Origin of the sequence: Aquimarina sp. U1-2 (assembly GCF_017897595.1) — a bacterium.
In the GTDB taxonomy this organism is placed as follows: Bacteria; Bacteroidota; Bacteroidia; order Flavobacteriales; family Flavobacteriaceae; genus Aquimarina.
This window is the reverse complement of record NZ_JAGKIK010000005.1, coordinates 144501-164609: the sequence shown is the minus strand read 5'-3', so window position 1 is coordinate 164609 and position 20109 is coordinate 144501. Positions and strand designations below refer to the sequence as shown.

The 20109-nt window shown below is 34.5% G+C and carries 19 protein-coding genes; 12 read left to right on the top strand and 7 right to left on the bottom strand.

Annotated elements, in window-relative coordinates:
- The first annotated feature begins 173 nt into the window (after positions 1 to 173).
- Both J8281_RS08780 and J8281_RS08775 read left to right on the top strand, forming a co-directional pair.
- Positions 174 to 731, top strand: coding sequence for a thioredoxin family protein (locus J8281_RS08780; RefSeq protein ID WP_210197240.1), 558 nt, complete (start codon positions 174 to 176; stop codon positions 729 to 731).
- A complete protein-coding gene (locus tag J8281_RS08775) occupies positions 719 to 1261 on the top strand; it encodes a GNAT family N-acetyltransferase (protein ID WP_210197239.1) in 543 nt (180 codons plus the stop codon). The genes J8281_RS08780 and J8281_RS08775 overlap by 13 nt, the downstream gene beginning before the upstream one ends.
- 1 nt (position 1262) lies before the next feature.
- On the opposite strand, the gene J8281_RS08770 is transcribed toward J8281_RS08775, so the two are convergent.
- From J8281_RS08770 to recQ, 4 genes are all read right to left on the bottom strand, one after another.
- Positions 1263 to 1781 carry a YfiT family bacillithiol transferase gene (locus J8281_RS08770; protein ID WP_210197238.1) on the bottom strand — a complete coding sequence of 173 codons (519 nt, stop codon included), beginning with the start codon at positions 1779 to 1781 and terminating at the stop codon, positions 1263 to 1265.
- Between the two features lie 8 nt (positions 1782 to 1789).
- Positions 1790 to 2578, bottom strand: a complete 789-nt coding sequence (locus tag J8281_RS08765) for a hypothetical protein (RefSeq protein WP_210197237.1) — start codon at positions 2576 to 2578, stop codon at positions 1790 to 1792.
- Between the two features lie 286 nt (positions 2579 to 2864).
- A complete protein-coding gene (locus J8281_RS08760) occupies positions 2865 to 3797 on the bottom strand; it encodes a peptidylprolyl isomerase (protein WP_210197236.1) in 933 nt (310 codons plus the stop codon).
- Positions 3798 to 4202: 405 nt separating this feature from the next.
- The gene (gene recQ / locus J8281_RS08755; RefSeq protein WP_210197235.1) at positions 4203 to 6404 is read right to left on the bottom strand and encodes a DNA helicase RecQ; all 2202 of its coding nucleotides are present in this window, start codon (positions 6402 to 6404) and stop codon (positions 4203 to 4205) included.
- 234 nt (positions 6405 to 6638) lie between these two features.
- On the opposite strand from recQ, the gene J8281_RS08750 reads away from it, so the two are divergent.
- From J8281_RS08750 to lptB, 4 genes are all read left to right on the top strand, one after another.
- Positions 6639 to 7604 (top strand): SIS domain-containing protein, encoded by a 966-nt coding sequence (locus J8281_RS08750; protein WP_210197234.1) that lies wholly within the window; start codon positions 6639 to 6641, stop codon positions 7602 to 7604.
- Positions 7604 to 8437 carry a twin-arginine translocase subunit TatC gene (gene tatC / locus J8281_RS08745; protein WP_210197233.1) on the top strand — a complete coding sequence of 278 codons (834 nt, stop codon included), beginning with the start codon at positions 7604 to 7606 and terminating at the stop codon, positions 8435 to 8437. Before J8281_RS08750 ends, tatC begins: the two co-directional genes overlap by 1 nt.
- Positions 8437 to 8787, top strand: coding sequence for a carboxymuconolactone decarboxylase family protein (locus J8281_RS08740; RefSeq protein WP_210197232.1), 351 nt, complete (start codon positions 8437 to 8439; stop codon positions 8785 to 8787). Before tatC ends, J8281_RS08740 begins: the two co-directional genes overlap by 1 nt.
- 115 nt (positions 8788 to 8902) lie before the next feature.
- The gene (gene lptB / locus J8281_RS08735; protein ID WP_210197231.1) at positions 8903 to 9646 is read left to right on the top strand and encodes an LPS export ABC transporter ATP-binding protein; all 744 of its coding nucleotides are present in this window, start codon (positions 8903 to 8905) and stop codon (positions 9644 to 9646) included.
- A gap of 1 nt (position 9647) precedes the next feature.
- Here lptB and J8281_RS08730 read toward each other — a convergent pair whose 3' ends face one another.
- Entirely contained in the window at positions 9648 to 10412 is a 765-nt protein-coding gene (locus J8281_RS08730) for a phosphatidylcholine/phosphatidylserine synthase (RefSeq protein WP_210197230.1), read from the bottom strand.
- 130 nt (positions 10413 to 10542) lie between these two features.
- On the opposite strand from J8281_RS08730, the gene lnt reads away from it, so the two are divergent.
- The 6 genes from lnt (at position 10543) to J8281_RS08700 (ending at position 17552) form a co-directional block, all read left to right on the top strand.
- Entirely contained in the window at positions 10543 to 12123 is a 1581-nt protein-coding gene (gene lnt / locus J8281_RS08725; protein ID WP_210197229.1) for an apolipoprotein N-acyltransferase, read from the top strand.
- A gap of 70 nt (positions 12124 to 12193) precedes the next feature.
- Positions 12194 to 14059 (top strand): ABC-F family ATP-binding cassette domain-containing protein, encoded by a 1866-nt coding sequence (locus tag J8281_RS08720; RefSeq protein ID WP_210197228.1) that lies wholly within the window; start codon positions 12194 to 12196, stop codon positions 14057 to 14059.
- An 80-nt stretch (positions 14060 to 14139) separates the two neighbouring features.
- The gene (locus J8281_RS08715; RefSeq protein ID WP_210197227.1) at positions 14140 to 14643 is read left to right on the top strand and encodes a hypothetical protein; all 504 of its coding nucleotides are present in this window, start codon (positions 14140 to 14142) and stop codon (positions 14641 to 14643) included.
- Between the two features lie 61 nt (positions 14644 to 14704).
- Positions 14705 to 15304: a hypothetical protein gene (locus J8281_RS08710; protein WP_210197226.1), complete on the top strand. Its 600-nt coding sequence runs from the start codon at positions 14705 to 14707 to the stop codon at positions 15302 to 15304.
- Between the two features lie 12 nt (positions 15305 to 15316).
- Complete coding sequence (locus tag J8281_RS08705) at positions 15317 to 16009, top strand: ABC transporter ATP-binding protein (RefSeq protein WP_210197225.1); 693 nt, start codon at positions 15317 to 15319, stop codon at positions 16007 to 16009.
- Positions 16010 to 16094: 85 nt separating this feature from the next.
- Positions 16095 to 17552, top strand: coding sequence for a sodium:solute symporter (locus J8281_RS08700; protein ID WP_210197224.1), 1458 nt, complete (start codon positions 16095 to 16097; stop codon positions 17550 to 17552).
- Here J8281_RS08700 and J8281_RS08695 read toward each other — a convergent pair.
- Together J8281_RS08695 and J8281_RS08690 are read right to left on the bottom strand one after the other, a co-directional pair.
- Positions 17529 to 17891, bottom strand: coding sequence for a CoA-binding protein (locus J8281_RS08695; RefSeq protein WP_210197223.1), 363 nt, complete (start codon positions 17889 to 17891; stop codon positions 17529 to 17531). The two genes, J8281_RS08700 and J8281_RS08695, sit on opposite strands and share 24 nt — an antisense overlap.
- Before the next feature lie 1106 nt (positions 17892 to 18997).
- Positions 18998 to 20005, bottom strand: coding sequence for a 3-oxoacyl-ACP synthase III family protein (locus J8281_RS08690; protein WP_210197222.1), 1008 nt, complete (start codon positions 20003 to 20005; stop codon positions 18998 to 19000).
- Positions 20006 to 20109: the final 104 nt, after the last annotated feature.

Genomic DNA, 20109 nt, shown 5'->3' with positions numbered 1-20109 from the left:
GGTAATAGCTTTTATGTCTATCAGATTATAAGTTAATTTTCACATCTATATAGTTGTAAGCCTGTATATCATTTTATACATTTCGGGTTTAAATTCGATTTTTGTTTTTAAACAAGATGTATTATAATTTTCCCTAAAAATAGATAGAATTTTAACTTTTAAGCAGACTTCACATGGCTAGAACACCATCTAACATGCTTCCGTTAGGAACCATCGCACCAAATTTTACTTTGATCGATACTAGTACCAATGATTTATTATCCTTGCAAGACATCAAGGGTGAAAAAGGAACTGTAATTATGTTTATATGCAATCATTGTCCTTTTGTAATTCATGTAAATGAAGAACTTGTAAGATTGGCCAATGACTATAGATCACAAGGTTTTGGTTTTGCTGCTATTAGTAGTAATGACGTAGAAAAATACCCTCAGGATTCTCCAGAAAAAATGTGGAAAGTAGCACAACAAAACAATTATACCTTCCCATATTTATATGATAAAACACAAGAAATAGCCAAAGCGTATGATGCTGCTTGTACACCAGATTTTTACTTATTTGATGCTGAATTGAAACTTATTTATAGAGGACAACTTGATGACTCAAGGCCGGGTAATGGAATCCCAGTAAATGGTCGAGATGTAAGACAAGCACTAGATGCTGTTTTACGCAATAGTAAAGTATCAGATCACCAAAAACCTAGTATCGGATGTAATATCAAATGGAAAGAATAAATATGGATTCTGAAATAGTTTTCAGGAAGTGCTCTGAAAATGATATTGATAATTTGGTTAGAATAAGCCAACAGTTCTATCCTGAACATTATACACATATCTGGAAAAATAATGACCCCAGTTATTATATAATTTTAAGTTTCACTCCAGAGGCGTTTATAAATGATTTTAAAACACCAAATATCATCTATTTTCTAATTGAAAAGGATAACAACCCTCTGGGGTTATTGAAAATTAGAAGAGATCAAGAATTTCTTAATTTTAATAAAAATGAAGCTCTTCAACTTGAAAAAATTTATCTTTTAAAACAATCTACTGGTTTGGGAATAGGAAGAAAAGGAATAGAATTCACAAAAGAATACAGCAAAAGCTTAAACAAAAAAGTAATTTGGTTGGATGTTATGACGACCAGTCCAGCACTTAATTTCTATCAAAAAAATGGCTTTAAAACTATTTCTTTTTATGACTTGGACTATCCTGGATTAAAAGATGGCTATAGAGAAATGCAGCGTATGGTATTAGCCATCTAAATCAAATATTTGCTATAATATTCAGGTGAGCCAAATGATGGTTACCATGCCAGGCATAGATCCCTATATCTTCGGCCAATGAAATTGAAACATCTCCTTCTGGATGAATAAATGTTCTTTTTAAATCATCATCTGACAAACCTTTTAAAAAATATACCCATTTTGCATGTAGTGCTTTTAAAAGATCTAAAGAAAGGTGAATTGGTGCTGATTTCGCATCAAATAATTCTGCCCATAATTGTTCTACATAAGGTTTAATAATAGGAGCATCTTCTGTAAGCGCCCATTTAAACCTTATATAACCGTGATGATGGCTATCATGAATATGATGTATTACTTGTCTTGCAGTCCAACCTCCATCCCTGTAGGTGGTCTTGAGTTTTTCTTCAGAAAAATCAGAAACAAGGTTGATAATCTTAATAGGTAACATCTCGATATCAGATATCCACTGATCAATATGAGCCGATGTTATTTGTTCTGGGCATTCAAATTTCCCGATTGGATATCTTAAATTTTCCATTATTGATATTAATCAACTTTTGCGTATACAAATTCTTCTTTAGAAAAAAGATCTACCAGAGTTAGAATATTATTATTTAAGTCGACAATCTTATATCTATACAACCGATCATCCATAGGAAAAAAACATTCTAAAACACCATCTTCAATCCTGGTTTTCAATCGATTCGCAAACTTACCATTATAAAAATTAAAGCGTATGGTTCCTTCAAAAATTATATAATCCTCGGTATTTTCAATAAAAAGCCATTTTCCTTGAAGTGCTTCGTACGTATCCTTATTATAAAATTTATTATCTAACAAACCTTTCATTTTGTTAGCATAGTTTAAAAACTCTACATCCGGATCCATATCACTCATAGGTGAGCCGGTCTCTTTCCTTTTAATCTCTTCACCGTCTTTAAAAAAATGTTTAGATTCATATTTTGTAAATGCCTTGGTATGATCAGGAACGTTTTGACCGCGAGCATTCTTAGTCATAAGATAAGGGCGTTGTTTATAGTGCACATGAATTAGTTGATCATTCCAGAAATAAAAAGTGGTAACTATATCAGCCTTGCGAGTACCCACTTTTTTTAGCATTTTTTTTAAGCGATCATGTTCATAATACCCATTCAGTTCTGCTCCGTGATCAGCCATTTTGTCCAAAAACTCTTCTGGATCGAGGTAAAAAGTATCAAATTCTATATAACCATCGATAATTTCGATCTGGTCATTAATATTCGTTAAAACATCTTCTTCGCTTTGCGCATTAGAGACGTGATAGAAAATACAAATAAAAAGTAACAGTCTTTTCATATCTAGGGGTACTATTATTTTGGGTTAAAAAGTTAATAAAAGTAATATACATCTATTACTTTTCTAATTTTATGATATACAATGATATATAAAATTGTCGTTAAAATAAATTTAAATTATCAAAAACAAAAATATCAACCAAAAACTTATCAAAAACAATCGTTCTAAATTATGTTAATGAACCCCTCCCAAGGCAGAGGTTCTGGGAAACTCTATTGATTAAACCTAAAAAATCCCTAATGCAAAAATTAGGGATTAAACAATAGCTATACTTATATTTTTATTATTATTTAATATCCATCAACTCAACATCAAAAATTAATGTTGCGTTTGGGGGGATAACCCCGCCTGCTCCTCTTTCACCATATCCTAAGTATGGCGGAATGACAAAACGAGCCTTATCACCCACTTGCAGCAATGCAATTCCCTCATCCCATCCAGAAATTACTTGCCCCATGCCTAATGGAAAATCTATGGGTTGATTTCGTTTAAAAGAAGAATCAAACACCGTGCCATCGGGTAAACTTCCTTTGTAATGTACAGAAACTGTTTTTCCCTTTTCGGCTTTTGCTCCATCACCTTTTTGGATAATTTTATAGCGCAAACCACTATCTGTCTTCTCGAATCCTGCAGCGAGCTCTTCTAATAGTTCTTCAGACTTCTTTTTTGCTGCAGCTTCTCGCTCTTCCTGAGCGCCATTAAACTGTCTAAAACTTTCAACAGCATTAAAATTTTTGGCCTTTTCCCCTACTCTTACGATTTCAACCTGATCTATACTGTCTCCTTGGGCTATTTTGTTGACTACATCTTGACCTTCAACTACTTGTCCAAAAACAGTATGATTTCCATCTAGCCATGAAGTCTCTACATGTGTTATAAAAAACTGACTTCCGTTGGTTCCCGGACCTGCATTTGCCATAGATACTATACCAGGACTGTTATGTTTAAGATCAGGATGTATCTCGTCGTCGAATTGGTAGCCTGGGCCCCCTACTCCGGTTCCTTGTGGATCTCCCCCTTGAATCATAAAATCGGCAATTACTCTATGAAATTTAAGTCCGTCGTAATAGGGCTCACCTTGTGGCTTAGCCTTATTCTCTAAATTTCCTTCAGCCAATCCAACAAAATTACCCACTGTACCGGGCGTTTTTTGATATTCTAGATTGATTAAAATTTCTCCTTTATTTGTATTTAATTTGGCATATAATCCGTCTTGCATCGCTTTACTATTTAGCATTCAATATTTTCGAATTGCAAAGATAGGCAATTGGTATTTGCTACTATCATAAAAGTATCCTATTATCCAAATTCTGATTTTTTTCAACCTTAAGTATCGGAAAATTAACCTTTTGTAAACTATTCCTTTTAGAAAGATGGTTTATTTTTAAGTAAACAAATTTCAAAACTTATACATTATGTTGGAAAAAATTTTAAACCGGGTTAAAATTACAAGGCATCAAAAAGTTAAAAACTGAACAAAAGAAATGTATTGAGGGCGGTAACGGTCCTTCGGGACCTGGAGGTAAGTGTTTTCCAGATCCAAGCTCGCCAGGTTGTAAAACATCAATATTTATAGATTAAGACTCCGAAAATTTATTCGGAGTCTTACTTTTAAGAGACGTTTCTAATTTGCCACGTCACTGATGAATTTTATGCGATATAAACGAAGTTCTTCATCATCATAATCACCGTCAAATTCTTCTATGGCGTCATCAATTTTATCACTTTCTGCTTCCAAAAAGTACTCATGAATCTCTTCTTGTTGATCTTCATCTAGAATTTCATCGATCCAGTACGTAATATTAAGTTTGGTACCACTATAGACGATAGCTTCCATTTCTTTAATAAATGAAGTCATGTCCATTCCTTTGGCAGCTGCAATATCGTCTAGCGGTAATTTGCGGTCCACGTTTTGAATGATATACAGTTTTAACCCACTATTGGCTCCGGTACTTTTTACTACGAAATCATCTGGACGTAAGATGTCGTTTTCATCTACATATTTGGAAATAAGTGCTACGAATTCTTTACCGTATTTTTTTGCTTTTCCTTCGCCGACTCCATGAACATTTCCTAGCTCTTCGATAGTGACAGGATATTTCAAGGCCATATCGTCTAACGAAGGATCCTGAAATACCACAAAAGGAGGAACCTCTAATTTTTTTGCAACCTTTTTTCGTAAATCCTTTAGCATTGCTGCCAGTTTATCATCTGCTCCCCTAGCTCCTGATTTTGTAGCTGTTATGATAGCATCATCATTAGTCTCATCATAAATATGATCTTCGGTCATCATGAAACTCGAAGGGTTTTGGATAAATTTCTTTCCCTGCTCTGTAATTCTGATCACTCCGTACGTTTCAATATCCTTACGAAGGTATCCGGCTACCAAAACTTGTCGTACCAACGCCATCCAATATTTTGCATCTTTGGATTTACCACTACCAAAAAATGGTTGTTCATGTGTTTTATGTGAGATAATAAGGGCATTACTTTTACCGATTAAAGCATTTACCAGGTCCTTTGATTTATAGATTTCGCCTGTTTTGCTAACCACCTCAAGTAAAAGTTTCACTTCTTCTTTGGCCTCGTGCTTTTTCTTTGGATTACGAACATTATCATCCATATCGGCTCCTTCGCCATTAACCTCATCAAATTCTTCCCCAAAGTAATGCAAAATAAATTTACGTCGAGATATAGAAGTCTCTGCAAAGGCAACAATTTCTTGCAACAGCGCGTGCCCAATCTCTTGTTCTGCGACAGGTTTGCCGCTCATAAATTTTTCAAGCTTTTCGATGTCTTTATATGCGTAATAGGCGAGACAATGCCCCTCTCCCCCATCACGTCCGGCACGACCGGTTTCTTGATAGTAACTCTCGATACTTTTGGGCATATCGTGATGGATTACAAAACGTACGTCGGGTTTATCGATACCCATTCCAAAAGCGATTGTTGCTACTACTACATCGACATCTTCCATCAAAAACATATCTTGATGTTTTGCGCGGGTCTTAGCATCAAGTCCGGCGTGGTAAGGAACTGCCTTTACTCCATTTACTTCAAGGGTTTGAGCAAGTTCTTCAACTCTTTTTCTACTTAAACAGTAAATAATCCCACTTTTACCACTATTTTGTTTGACGAAGCGTGTAATATCGGCATCTACATTTTTGGTTTTCGGTCGTATCTCATAGAATAAATTAGGCCGATTAAAGGACGCTTTAAAAGTATTGGCGTCGTTCATTCCTAAATTTTTAAGGATATCTTCTTGTACTTTAGGAGTTGCTGTAGCTGTAAGGCCAATAATGGGGATATCTTCGCCTATTCTTTTAATTATATTTCGAAGATTGCGATATTCGGGTCTGAAATCATGACCCCATTCACTAATACAATGCGCTTCGTCTACGGCAAGAAAGGATATTTTCTGTGATTTTAGAAACTCTACATACTCTTCCTTGGTAAGAGATTCTGGAGCAACATATAACAATTTGGTTACACCACTAATAATATCGCCTTTAACTTTTTTTACTTCAGACTTATTTAACGATGAGTTTAATACGTGTGCAATACCCTCTTCCGAAGAAATACTACGAATAGCATCAACTTGATTTTTCATAAGTGCTATTAAGGGAGAAACTACGATCGCAGTTCCTTCGCACATCAAAGCAGGTAGTTGATAGCATAATGATTTTCCTCCGCCGGTTGGCATTATTACAAAGGTATTCTGTTTTTCAAGAACACTTTGTATCACCTTTTCTTGTAGTCCTCTAAATTGACTAAATCCAAAATGTTTTTTTAACGCATTTTGTAAGTCAGTTTCTTTCAAACCCATTAAATATTTAACTTTTATATACCAATTAAATAAATATCTACCATTTCTCTAACTTGTTTCCCCTATACAAGTTACATGGTAGTTTTCAGTTTCGATGTAAGCCTGACAAAGATAATAAAGCAAAAATTAATATGCTTTTTTTTGACAATATTTAAAATTAATAAGGTATTGCATACCTTTGCGTAAATTAAAGATACTAAAATCTTTAGTTATAATAAGCAAATTTCTCAAATTTTGAATACTCAGGATACCATAATCTCTTACGCCAAAAAAACTATTCATGAAGAAGCAAAAGCCATCGCTTATCTTGAAGAGCTTATCGATAAAGAATTTTCTGATGCAGTAGAAACGATTCATCATTCAAAAGGAAGAGTAATTATTACCGGGATTGGCAAAAGTGCAATAATTGCTACTAAAATTGTAGCCACTATGAACTCTACTGGCACTCCTGCCGTATTTATGCATGCTGCAGATGCTATTCATGGCGATCTGGGAAATATTCTCGAAGATGATATCGTGATTTGTATTTCTAAAAGTGGCAATACTCCAGAGATAAAAGTTTTGGTTCCGCTAATAAAGAGTTTTAAAAATACAATAATTGGTATTACTGCCAATAAAGAATCTTTTTTGGGTCAAGAAGCTAACTATGTGTTACATGCTTATGTAGAAAAAGAAGCTTGCCCTAACAACCTGGCGCCAACTACTAGTACGACAGCTCAAATGGTCATAGGTGATGCTTTGGCAGTTTGCTTATTACACCTTCAAGGATTTTCTAGCAGAGATTTTGCAAAATATCATCCCGGAGGCGCTTTGGGGAAAAAACTATATTTGCGTGTAAGCGATATTACATCACGTAACGAAAAACCAGAAGTGCCGCCAAACGCTACCATTAATGCTGTAATTGTTGAAATGACAGAAAAAAGGCTTGGTGCTACTGCTGTAACAGATGATGGTAATATTCTCGGGATTATTACTGATGGTGACCTGCGACGTATGCTTACTACAAATACCTCTTTTGAAGGATTAACTGCAAAAGACATTATGTCACCAAATCCTAAACGTATTGATGATGATGCTATGGCGGTAGATGCTTTGGAAAAATTAGAAGAAAACTCTATTTCGCAATTATTAGCAGAAAAAGAAGGGCGATATAGCGGTTTAATTCATATTCATGATCTAATGCGAGAAGGTATTTTATAATGGCAACACGTGCAAAAAAAAATCCCCAGGCTATGTCTTTTTTAGACCACCTAGAAGAACTTAGGTGGCATCTTATTAGAGCAACTCTAGCTGTACTAATTGCTGGAGTAGCAGCGTTTATTGCTAAAGAATTTATTTTTGATGTTATTATTTTTGGTCCGAAAAAGCCAGATTTTCCTACGTATAAAGGATTATGCAATTTATCTAAACTTATGGGTCTTGATGAAAGCTTATGTTTTCAGGAACTGCCGTTTAGTGTACAAAGTAGAAAAGTGGCCGGACAATTTTCAGTTCATATTTGGACATCAATCACCGCAGGTTTCATTTTAGCATTTCCCTACGTATTATATGAATTCTGGAAATTTATAGCACCTGCCATGTATGATCAGGAAAAGAAATATTCAAAAGGATTTATTATTATTTGTTCTTGCTTGTTTTTTTTGGGAGTACTTTTTGGATATTATGTAATCACCCCGCTATCGATTAATTTTTTAGGTGGGTATCAGGTAAGTAAAGAAGTTTTAAATGAGTTTGATATTGATAGTTATATTGGACTACTAAGAGCTTCGGTTATTGCATGTGGTTTGATTTTTGAACTCCCGGTTATCATGTTTTTTCTGACTAAAGTAGGACTAGTCACTCCAGAATTTTTGAAAAAATACAGAAAATTCGCACTGGTTATTGTGCTCATACTTTCTGCAGTGATTACACCACCTGATATCGCCAGCCAGGTCATCGTAGCTATACCGATTTTGATATTGTATGAAGTAAGTATTTTTATTTCTAAAATGGTCATCAAAAAAGAAAACAAAAAACTACAAAAACAATCTTAATGAGTAACATAGTTGAAGAGTTTAATGCCTATAGAGAAAAAATGAACTCAAGAATTCTTGAGGATAACAATAAAATTATAAAACGAATCTTTAATCTCGATACCAATGCTTATATGGAAGGGGCTTTGCCTGTAAAGACCAAAGAACTACTAGGCTTGGTCGCTTCTGCTGTATTGCGATGTGATGATTGTGTTCGATATCACCTTGAGACGTGTTACAAAGAAAAAATCACAAAAGATGAAGTGGTCGAAGCGCTGGGCATTGCTACACTAGTGGGAGGTACAATCGTGATCCCTCATTTGCGCAAAGCTTATGAGTTTTGGGATGCATTAGAAGCAAATGAAATGTAAATCCGATTATGCATCATAAAATCTATTACGGGTTAAAATTTGATCATACACAAGAATACTATAAATGTAAACGTTTGTTTTAGCAACACCTCAACGAGTAAGAAGTCATTCTAATATGAAGTTAAAAGCAGATAATTTGGTAAAGTCCTATAAAGGGCGTAAAGTTGTAAAAGGCATTTCTTTAGAAGTAAATCAAGGAGAAATTGTAGGGCTACTTGGTCCTAATGGAGCCGGTAAAACCACTTCTTTTTATATGATAGTTGGCCTGGTAAGGCCTAACAGTGGCAAAATTACACTCGAAAATATTGACATTACTAAATATCCAATGTACAAAAGAGCCCAAAATGGAATTGGATATCTCGCTCAGGAAGCATCAGTATTTAGAAAACTGAGTATAGAAGATAATATCTTAAGTGTGCTACAACTTACAAAACTCTCTAAGAAGGAACAACACCTCAAAATGGAAGCTTTGATAGAAGAATTTAGTTTAGGACATATACGCAAAAATCGCGGAGACTTACTGAGCGGTGGTGAGCGCCGACGTACCGAAATTGCGAGAGCGCTGGCTACCGATCCTAATTTCATATTACTAGATGAACCTTTTGCCGGTGTAGATCCCGTAGCTGTAGAAGACATTCAGCGTATCGTTGCACAACTCAAAAATAAAAACATAGGGATCTTAATTACCGATCATAACGTACAAGAAACTTTGGCTATAACAGATAGAACCTATTTGATGTTTGAAGGAAGTATACTTAAAGCTGGTATCCCCGAGGAACTGGCAGAAGATGAAATGGTACGAAAAGTATATTTGGGTCAAAACTTTGAGCTACGTAAAAAGAAATTGGATTTTAATTAACCTAAGCTTCACCCTTTGACTTACTACCGAAAAAAATAGATAGTAAAATATACAGGATGATGATTATGGGTATTGAAATAAATTTCAGAAAAATCATCAAAAGTACAGCCAATAGCAAAAAAAAGTATCTTATTTTATTTGCTGAAAAATTCCAGGTTTTAAATTTTAATGCAAAGAGTGGTATTTCAGCATTTAATAAAAAACAGCTCAATAAAGTTAATCCCACCAAAAACCATTTATTCAGGATGATTTCTACTATCCATGTTTCTTGCTGAAATTTAAGAATTAATGGAAGACTTATAATCAATAAAGCATTAGCAGGCGTTGGCAAGCCAATGAATGAAGTGGTTTGTCGGGTGTCTACATTGAAATTTGCAAGTCGATAAGCCGAAGCCAAGGTAACAAATAAACCCAGTAACGATATATAAGATCCATCCAGACTTGCTAAAACCTCTTGAGAATTCCAAGAATTTGGAAATACATAAAAAGGTTTCCCAAATACTTGAGATAGTAACTGATAAAGAACTACACCCGGCACCACTCCGCTAGTAACCATATCGGCCAACGAATCCAATTGTAAACCTAATTCACTTTGCGCATGTAAAACTCTGGCCGCGAGCCCATCAAAAAAATCAAACCCTATTCCTAATAGCACAAAAAGAGCGGCAAACTCCAAATGCCCCTGAACTGCAAAAATCACAGCAATACATCCGCAAAAAAGATTAAGCAAAGTAATTATATTTGGAATTTGTTTTTTGATCCACATAACCGTTTAATTTTATGTAAAAATAATGAAGTGATTTAAACTATTGTAATCCAATTTGGCGAAAAGAAGGATTCAATTGTGTTAATTTGTAAACAAATACTTTTGATTTCGAATGTAACTTGACCTCCTTATGAAAAACGTACTATTATCTATTACTTCTGGACTATTATTAGCCATAAGTTGGCCCACCTATGGTTTTCCTTTATTCCTGTTTTTTGGTTTTATTCCGCTCTTGTTAGCAGAGCATACGGTACGCCATCAGAAATACAGTTTCTTCAAAGTCTGGGGACTCTCTTACATCACTTTTTTTGTTTGGAATTCGATTACCACATGGTGGATATACAACTCATCTGGCATAGGAGTAGCTGTAGCTGTACTTGTGAATAGTCTATTAATGACCATAGTATTTTTGATGTATCACATTGTTGCCAAAAAAATCAAACCAGCGATAAGCACTTTGTTTCTCATTTGTTTCTGGATTGGTTTTGAATATTTTCATTTGCAATGGCAAGTATCTTGGCCATGGCTTAACCTGGGTAACGGCTTCGCAAGTTTCACCTCATGGATTCAATGGTATGAATATACGGGTACTTTTGGTGGTACACTTTGGGTTTGGGCGGTTAACGTTTTCATTTTTAGAAACATCCTGATATACTACGAACAAAAAACCAAAGCTATTCTTTATAAAACTTTAAGGGGATGCGTGCTTCTAATTATAACCCCAATTCTACTATCTATCATTATTTTAAAAACCTATACAGAAGATGGTAAAAAACTAGAAGTCATCTTATTACAACCCAATATCAACCCTTATTTCGAAAAATACAATACTTCTGATAAGCGCGTGGGAACTCTGCTTACCCAATTAACAAATACTGAAATTAGTACTGCTACCGATTTTATTATAGCACCAGAAACTGTTTTTGCAGATCAAAACCGATTATCGGGTTTTCCCTCTTCGATTGCTAAAAAAACGGCTCAACATATACTACAAACCTATCCTAAAGCTCATTTCTTATCAGGCATTTCTATGGTTGATGTTTTTAGTGATCGCAGTAGAATTCGACCTCAAACTAATATCTACAAAGAGAATGTATTCTATGACGATTACAACTCTGCTTTCTTCGTTCGTCCTGATAAGAGTTATGAATTATATCATAAAAGTAAATTGGTGGTAGGTATAGAGAATTTCCCCTATCAAAGTATTTTGAAACCTATTTTGGGTGATGTTATGATTGATTTGGGAGGTACGGTTGCAAAAAAAACTACCCAGGATGATCGTGAAGTATTTATGACAACTAACAATGTTGGTGTAGGTACTATGATTTGTTATGAAAGTATATATGGCGAATTTGCTACAGGATATGTAAGGAACGGAGCAGATTTTTTAGCCGTAATTACCAATGATGCCTGGTGGGGTAATACTCAGGGACATCAACAACATCTGGCTTATGCCAAATTAAGAGCTATTGAGACCCGAAGGAGTATTGCCCGTAGTGCAAACACAGGTATTTCTGCCATTATAGACCAAACAGGAGCTATCATAAAACAACTTGGCTATGAACAGCAAGGCGCACTAAAAGGTACGCTTACAACGAATTCGAAAATTACATTTTATGTAAAAATGGGAGATTACATCGCGAGAATTGCGATTTTTCTGGCTGTATTCATATTTTTATATGCAGTTACCCGTCGTAAAGATAAAATGTAAATTCAAACATTGCTTTCTTATATTGAACTCATCAATAAACCTTGTACCTTTATCGCTTTAAATAAACATCGTGAATTACGTATCTGTAGAAAATATTGCCAAAGCTTTTGGAGAACGCGTACTCTTCAAAAACATTTCTTTTGGAATTAACGAAGGACAAAAAATAGGGTTTGTTGCTAAAAACGGAACAGGAAAAACCTCTTTACTCGATATTATTGCCGGCGATGAAGAACCCGATGAAGGACAAGTAGTATATCGTAAAAATTTAAAAGTTTCTTTTCTGCCTCAAGAACCTAATCTCGATCCAGCTTTGACTATTGAGCAGACCATCTTTGCATCAGATAATGAAACATTGCAAATTATTAATAATTACGAGAAAGCGTTACAGAACCCTAATGATACCGAAGCATACCAGCATGCATTCGAAAAGATGGAAGCTACAGGTGCCTGGGATTTCGAAACGCAATATAAACAGATTCTATTTAAACTCAAATTAGAAGATCTTAGTAAAAAAGTGAGCGACTTATCAGGAGGACAAAAGAAACGACTCGCCCTCGCCAATATTTTATTAAGCAAACCCGACTTATTATACTTAGACGAACCTACTAATCATTTGGATCTCGAAATGATAGAATGGCTCGAAGAATATTTTGCTAAAGAGAATTTCACATTGTTTATGGTGACGCACGATCGCTATTTTCTTGAAAATGTATGTAACGAAATAGTGGAGCTTGAAGATGGGAAATTATATAGCTACAAAGGGAATTATGCCTACTATTTAGACAACAAAGAGGCAAGAATGTCTAACGAACTAACGGCAACGAATAAGGCAAAACAATTGTATAAAAAGGAGCTGGATTGGATGCGCAGGCAACCCAAAGCCCGAACTACTAAATCCAAATCCAGAATAGATGATTTTTACGAAATCAAAGAACGAGCACACAAACGCCGTAATGATCATGAAGTACAGCTCGAGATCAATATGGAACGTATGGGAAGTAAAATTCTTGAGCTTCATAAAGTATCAAAAAGATTTGAAGATCTCGTTATATTAGATTCATTTGAATACGTATTTAAAAAAGGAGAACGTATTGGCATCATAGGTAAAAATGGTACAGGAAAGTCTACATTTTTAAATATGATAACAGGTAACCTCGCACCAGATCAAGGTAAGGTTGTAATTGGTGAAACTATTAAGTTTGGATATTATACACAAAGCGGCATCACCGTGAAAGAAGGACAAAAGGTAATTGATGTCATTAGAGAATTTGGAGATTATATCCCATTAAAAAAAGGGCGGCAAATTTCTGCTCAGCAATTACTGGAACGTTTTTTATTTGATCGTAAAAAGCAATACGACTTCGTAGAAAAACTGAGCGGTGGGGAACGAAAACGATTGTATTTATGTACCGTACTTATCCAAAATCCGAATTTTTTAATTCTAGATGAACCAACCAATGATCTCGATATCGTTACTCTTAACGTACTCGAAAACTTCTTATTGGATTTTCCGGGTTGTTTGCTTGTAGTATCTCACGATCGTTATTTTATGGATAAAATTGTAGATCACCTATTCGTGTTTAAGGGTGACGGTATTATTCAAGATTTTCCCGGAAATTACACCGATTACAGGGTATATGAAGGTAGTAAAACACCTGAAACTTCAACATTGAAAGAAGAGGACTCAAAACCTAAAAAAACATGGAAAAAAGACAACAAAGCCGGACTATCATATAACGAACAAAAAGAATTTAATCGCATTGAAAGAGAATTAAAAAAACTTGAACTTCGGAAAAAAGAAATTGAACTTATATTTGAAAAAGGTACTCTAGACGCTAATAAAATCAATGAAGAATCACAAAAACTTCAACATATTATTCAACAAATTGAAGAAAAAGAAATGCGTTGGTTAGAATTATCTGAGCTATTAGAATAATTTATTTTTTAAGCTATCGTATGTTTTTTAAAACGCTTCAGTATTTCATTTTTTTATCGAAGTCCACCAATCAGCACGGTGTGCATTCACCTTTTGTGTATCATTTGGTGACTCGATGTTTTTATAACCAGGAAAAAAAGGCGTCTAATGCAACTCTAAAAACATGGTGTAAAGAGTTTAACATTCCATTAAAGGCAGGCAAACTCATTAATCGTATTCCTAATTATTTTAAATGTGAAAATGCTCTTGTTTTTGAAGAAGCCAAGCCTGATATATTCAAACTATTAACTTTGAACACTAATCTTACCGTTAATTTTCAAAAGCAACCCAATAGATCTTATGATTTGATTTACTGTACAGTTTATCAATTACAAGCATATATTAACAATCAGTCACTACGATCTATTGCACATAACGACAGTATTTTTGTGCTATACTCTGTCTATGCTTCTAAAGAAACTAAGACCATTTGGGATAACATTAAAGAGCATCCCAAAATAAAAGTAACTGTAGATACTTTTTACTTTTGTTTTGTATTTATAAGAAAAGAGCAGGCAAAAGAACATTTTATGATCAGGTTGTAACAAGTTTTTAAGTGATGCGTCATATCTTGCAATAAAAACATGTTTTTTCAACTAGTTCAATATGAAAACACTAACCATAGTATTCCTTCTCTTATTAAGCACCGTATTCATCTCCTGTAATGAAAAAATGAGTGTAGATACCAATAAAATTTATTTCGTTCAAAACAACACCATACAGTCTGGCTCAGGAGTTGTATATAACATACAATTAAACAGAGATGAATTTGAAATCCATTTTTTCAATAAAGAATATATTAGAGAAAAACAACTTTTGTATGCAGCGCAAATAGCCGCCTTACCCTCAAAAGATGAACTAGATGCCATAAAAGTTGGTATGCAGAAAACTGAAACCACTTGCTTTATTCCAGGTACCGGCATGGCAGCTAAAGAAAATGGGTATACTGCATTAGTTATTAATGCCGAAGGACATCATTACCTAAAGTATACTCCAGATGCAATCAACCGAGTAAAAAAAGTAGGAGAAAAAAATGGATTGCACCAATTAGCATTTAGCGTTAAGGCTATTGATGATAAATATTCAGAAGCACCTATAAAATCATCCAAAGTAAAAACACTTTACCTGGCTATATTCATCGATAGAAACCTTGATGGGATCATCAACAAAGAAGACCTAACCAAGGTTACAATCTCTTTGCAATAGAAAGAATATCTTATGGAAAATGTTATAGAAATTCGAAACATTATTAGAAACTTTCAACTTGGTCAGGAAACTGTGTATGTGCTTAAAGGAATCGATCTTGATATCCCTCGAGGGGAATATGTTGCTATTATGGGACCCTCGGGATCTGGTAAATCTACGTTAATGAACCTTTTGGGGTGTCTGGACACGCCTACCAGCGGTACTTACATTTTAAATGGTAATGATGTTAGTCAAATGACCGATAATGAACTGGCAGATATTCGAAATAAAGAAATTGGTTTTGTGTTTCAAACCTTTAATTTATTACCAAGAACTACGGCGTTAGACAATGTTGCATTACCTATGGTTTATGCCGGTACTTCTAAGAAAGATAGAACTGCACGTGCAGAAGAAGTATTGATCGATGTAGGCCTAGAGGATCGAATGGATCATAAGCCCAATCAACTTTCTGGCGGACAAAGACAGCGTGTTGCCGTAGGGCGTGCGCTTGTAAATAAACCCTCTATTATTTTGGCAGATGAACCCACAGGTAATTTGGATTCTAAAACCTCTATAGAAATCATGAATCTTTTTGACGAGATTCATAAAGCCGGCAATACAGTTATCATTGTTACCCACGAAGAGGAAGTTGCCGCACATGCACATCGAGTCATTCGGCTAAGAGATGGGATGATAGAAAGTGACATCAAAAATAATTTTAGCTAATAGGTATCATATGTAATAGTTATCTAAGTATAGTTTTGGGTTTTCGAGTTAATTTGTATTTTGGTCATCTATTTAACTAGAATTTATGCAGCCTATTCATATTCTGCTTCTTATTGCGGCATATTTTGGAATTCTTCTTCTCATTTCATATCTAACTGGGAAAAACGCCGGAAATGATACTTTTTTTAAAGCAAATCGACAATCACCCTGGTATGTAGTGGCTTTCGGAATGATCGGCGCATCCCTAAGCGGTGTTACTTTTATTTCAGTTCCGGGGTGGGTAGAAGCATCGCAATTTAGTTACATGCAGGTCGTGCTAGGGTATTTGATAGGGTATTTCGTAATTGCGTATTTACTAATGCCTATATACTATCGCCTTAATGTCACTTCGATATATCAATATTTAGAACAAAGATTTGGCACCGTAAGCTATAAAACCGGTGCTTTTTTCTTTTTTATCTCCAGGGTATTAGGCGCATCGTTTCGATTGTATCTGGTCGCTATTGTTTTACAACATTATATTTTTAATCAATGGAACATACCTTTCGAAATTACCGTAATACTTTCAATTATCTTGATCTGGATATACACCTTCAGAGGTGGTATTAAAACTATTGTATGGACAGATACGTTGCAAACGTTATTCATGCTGTTGGCAGTAGGTATGGCCATATACTATATCAATGATAAAATCGGATGGACACTTTCAGAATTTATGGCTTCTGATGAATTAAATACATATCAAAAGAGTTTTTTCTTTGACGATTTCTTATCTAAGAATCATTTTTTTAAATCCTTTATTGGCGGAATGTTCATAGCCATATGCATGACCGGACTGGATCAGGATATGATGCAAAAAAATCTTACTTGTCGTAATTTGAAAGAAGCTCAAAAAAATATGATTTCGTTTAGCTTAGTTTTGGTCATCGTAAATTTCGTATTTCTATTATTGGGGGCGCTCTTGTTTATTTATGCCGAAAAATTCAATATCGCCATTCCGGTAATGGACGGTAAAACTAAAACCGATCTTTTGTTTCCTGAAATAGCAATACAAGGAGAGCTCGGTATCGTATTAGCTATATCGTTTATTCTTGGGCTGATCGCAGCAGCTTACAGTAGTGCCGATAGTGCTTTAACTTCACTTACCACTTCATTTTGTATTGACTTTTTGAAAATCGAGAAAAGAGATTCGAAAGATCAAACTAAGGTTCGAAAATATACACATGTAGGCATGAGTATTTTATTAATTTTAGTTATCATTTTATTTAAGCATGTGCTAACAGAAAACGTAATTAGTAATTTACTTACTGTGGCAACATATACTTATGGCCCTTTGCTAGGATTATTTGCCTTTGGAATCTTTACAAAATATACTATATATGATCAATACACCTGGTTGGTTGCTTTGAGTGCTGTACTCATTATCATAGGAATTTCTAATATTCCAAAAGAGTTTATAGGAGGATACCAAATGGGGTATGAACTACTACCCTTAAATGGACTGCTCACTTTTATCGGATTAATATTGATTCGTAGAAAGTAATACCAGGGTACAAGCTACCTCAACTTCAATATTAGCTTGATCTAACAATTCGTAAAATTCCTGATTCTCTGTACCGGGATTAAAAATTACTCTTTTGGGTGCAAGACCAATGATATATTCATAATACGAAGTTTGACGTGAAGGATTGAGATAAAGTGTCACAGTATGAATAGCATCAAATTGTAGTTTTCTCGTATGAATATGAACACCGTCAACCATACCTTCTTTCTGACCAATAGCTACTACTTCATGATCATACTTAACTAGTTTTTGAATGGCATAATTTGAATATCGGTTAGATTTCAATGAAGCTCCTAATACTAATGTTTTTTTCCCCATATCATTTTTTGAAAATCGCTAAAATGAACCTCTAAAATAAGGGTTCAAAAGTTAAAATACGCAGCAATAGTGTTAAAAACTGTCTAAGCCTGTAACACTACCGCCAGCTCTTAGTCTTACTAATAAAGATATGATTTTTCATAAATTTAGTTAGTTAGTTACTTGATAATAATCAAATCTTATTCATAGTTGATGGTTAGTGTTATGATTTGGTTATTATAGAAAAACCGCTCTTATTCTAGGGCGGTTTTTATTTGTTGTACATTATAGCAAGTGAAGATAGGATTCTATATCAATTATTTTTAAACCTACTTTATACATTAGACTTTCATTATGAGGTTTGAAAATACTTTGACAAAGCATTGCTTTGAGCGAGATGTAGCGTTGGGAGTGTTTTCTATGTTTAAGCATAGCAGTTTACCCTAAGCGGAGTCAAAGGACTACGGCGACACATAAAAATACAACGTAGTGCTTGGTTTTGCAGTAGTTTAAAGCCGTAATAGATTTTCTAATGCATAAGGGTTTAAAGATAAAAATCAATTGATTATACATTATTATGCCTAAAATTTAACTGAGAAGTCATCCTGAATTCATTTCAGGATCTCATTACGTTTATTTTCAGTACATTGAGATGAGAAGCTGAAACAAGCCTGTGCTGAACTCGTTTCAGTATTCAGCTTGACGCAAACCGTTTAGGTTAAATTACGGATATTCATAAAATCAAAATTCAAAACAAAAATCTGAAGCATCAACCTTTAAAATTTTCACTATGAATTAATGGTAACGCATACCTAGCTTGATAACATAACATCAAAATAATCACTGTTTAACTAAATTTTTAATGAAAAAAATGTTAATATAATAAACTATACTAATTGATTTAGTTAAATTTATATTTATTAATATAACGCGAGTATAACGTTAAATAATTGCAAAAAGCAATTAAATCTGTAACAGAACACGATTTGCCGCGTTTATTATATAAGATATGGTTATGATTTATTTGAATTAGCCTTTAAAAAATAATAACCGAGTTATTACATAAAAAACGCAAAGCTTTTTCGCTTTGCGTTTTTAATTTTTGTTTTTTCTTTGCACCTTAATCATTACCACCTTATTATGGCGCTACCCCATGTAAAACCACTGCCAAAAGCTGCCAAAACTACTAAATCTCCCTCTTTAATTTTTCCATTTTCCCAGGCTTCGGTAAGAGCTATAGGTATAGATGCAGCTGTTGTATTACCATATTTTTGAATATTATTATATACCTGATCATCATTAAGTTTAAATTGCTTCTGTACAAATTGAGAAATTCTAAGATTTGCCTGGTGCGGTATTAACATATCAATATCTTCGGCTTGAAGCTTATTTTGTTGTAGCCCTTCATTGATAACTTCAGAAAAACGAACCACAGCATTCTTAAACACAAACTGTCCGTTCATGTAAGGATAATAAGGAATGTCTTCTTGAGGATTTTCAGCAATAATTTCGGGAACCCAATGTTCGGTACTTGGTCCTTCGAGTGATAATTCTTTGGCATGTGCTCCTTCGCTGTGAAGATGCGTAGATAAAATACCAACATTCTCTTTTTCGCTTCTGGTTACTACGGCGGCTCCGGCACCATCACCAAAAATTACGGATACCCCCCTGCCCCGAGTCGTCATATCTAAACCACCGCTGTGATTTTCACTTCCTATCACCAGAACATTTTTATACATTCCTGTTTTTATAAATTGATCTGCTACAGATAGCGCATAAATAAAACCACTACATTGATTACGAATATCTAATGCCGGAATCGTATTCATGTTCATCATATGCTGAACTCGAACTCCGCCACCAGGGAAATACATATCCGGACTCAAAGTGGCAAAAATGATAAGATCAACTTCATCAGTCGTTAATCCAGCTCTTTCTAAAGCAATTTTTGCTGCTTTTACTCCCATTGTAGAGGTACTATTACCATCTCCTTTTTTTATATGGCGTCTTTCCTTAATCCCGGTACGTTCTTGTATCCACGCGTCATTAGTATCCATAATTTTAGATAGGTCATCGTTGGTGACTACGTTTTCTGGAACATAGGATCCTAATCCTGATATTTTTGAAGTATACATTGTATTGAGTATTGTGTCTTATATTTTTTGGAAACTAATTAAAATATACTGGTGTAGCATAAAATAAAATAGCAAGAGGCACCTTTATCATATACAACATTATA

What these genes read in the sequence shown, in the direction of transcription:
- J8281_RS08730 (WP_210197230.1), bottom strand. Translation starts at nt 10,412, where the DNA reads ATGTGGATCAAAAAACAAATTCCAAATATAATTACTTTGCTTAATCTT.
- J8281_RS08770 (WP_210197238.1), bottom strand. Translation starts at nt 1,781, where the DNA reads ATGGAAAATTTAAGATATCCAATCGGGAAATTTGAATGCCCAGAACAA.
- J8281_RS08780 (WP_210197240.1), top strand. Translation starts at nt 174, where the DNA reads ATGGCTAGAACACCATCTAACATGCTTCCGTTAGGAACCATCGCACCA.
- recQ (WP_210197235.1), bottom strand. Translation starts at nt 6,404, where the DNA reads ATGGGTTTGAAAGAAACTGACTTACAAAATGCGTTAAAAAAACATTTT.
- J8281_RS08765 (WP_210197237.1), bottom strand. Translation starts at nt 2,578, where the DNA reads ATGAAAAGACTGTTACTTTTTATTTGTATTTTCTATCACGTCTCTAAT.
- J8281_RS08710 (WP_210197226.1), top strand. Translation starts at nt 14,705, where the DNA reads ATGAAAACACTAACCATAGTATTCCTTCTCTTATTAAGCACCGTATTC.
- J8281_RS08695 (WP_210197223.1), bottom strand. Translation starts at nt 17,891, where the DNA reads ATGGGGAAAAAAACATTAGTATTAGGAGCTTCATTGAAATCTAACCGA.
- J8281_RS08700 (WP_210197224.1), top strand. Translation starts at nt 16,095, where the DNA reads ATGCAGCCTATTCATATTCTGCTTCTTATTGCGGCATATTTTGGAATT.
- J8281_RS08690 (WP_210197222.1), bottom strand. Translation starts at nt 20,005, where the DNA reads ATGTATACTTCAAAAATATCAGGATTAGGATCCTATGTTCCAGAAAAC.
- tatC (WP_210197233.1), top strand. Translation starts at nt 7,604, where the DNA reads ATGGCAACACGTGCAAAAAAAAATCCCCAGGCTATGTCTTTTTTAGAC.
- lptB (WP_210197231.1), top strand. Translation starts at nt 8,903, where the DNA reads ATGAAGTTAAAAGCAGATAATTTGGTAAAGTCCTATAAAGGGCGTAAA.
- J8281_RS08775 (WP_210197239.1), top strand. Translation starts at nt 719, where the DNA reads ATGGAAAGAATAAATATGGATTCTGAAATAGTTTTCAGGAAGTGCTCT.
- J8281_RS08760 (WP_210197236.1), bottom strand. Translation starts at nt 3,797, where the DNA reads ATGCAAGACGGATTATATGCCAAATTAAATACAAATAAAGGAGAAATT.
- lnt (WP_210197229.1), top strand. Translation starts at nt 10,543, where the DNA reads ATGAAAAACGTACTATTATCTATTACTTCTGGACTATTATTAGCCATA.
- J8281_RS08705 (WP_210197225.1), top strand. Translation starts at nt 15,317, where the DNA reads ATGGAAAATGTTATAGAAATTCGAAACATTATTAGAAACTTTCAACTT.
- J8281_RS08740 (WP_210197232.1), top strand. Translation starts at nt 8,437, where the DNA reads ATGAGTAACATAGTTGAAGAGTTTAATGCCTATAGAGAAAAAATGAAC.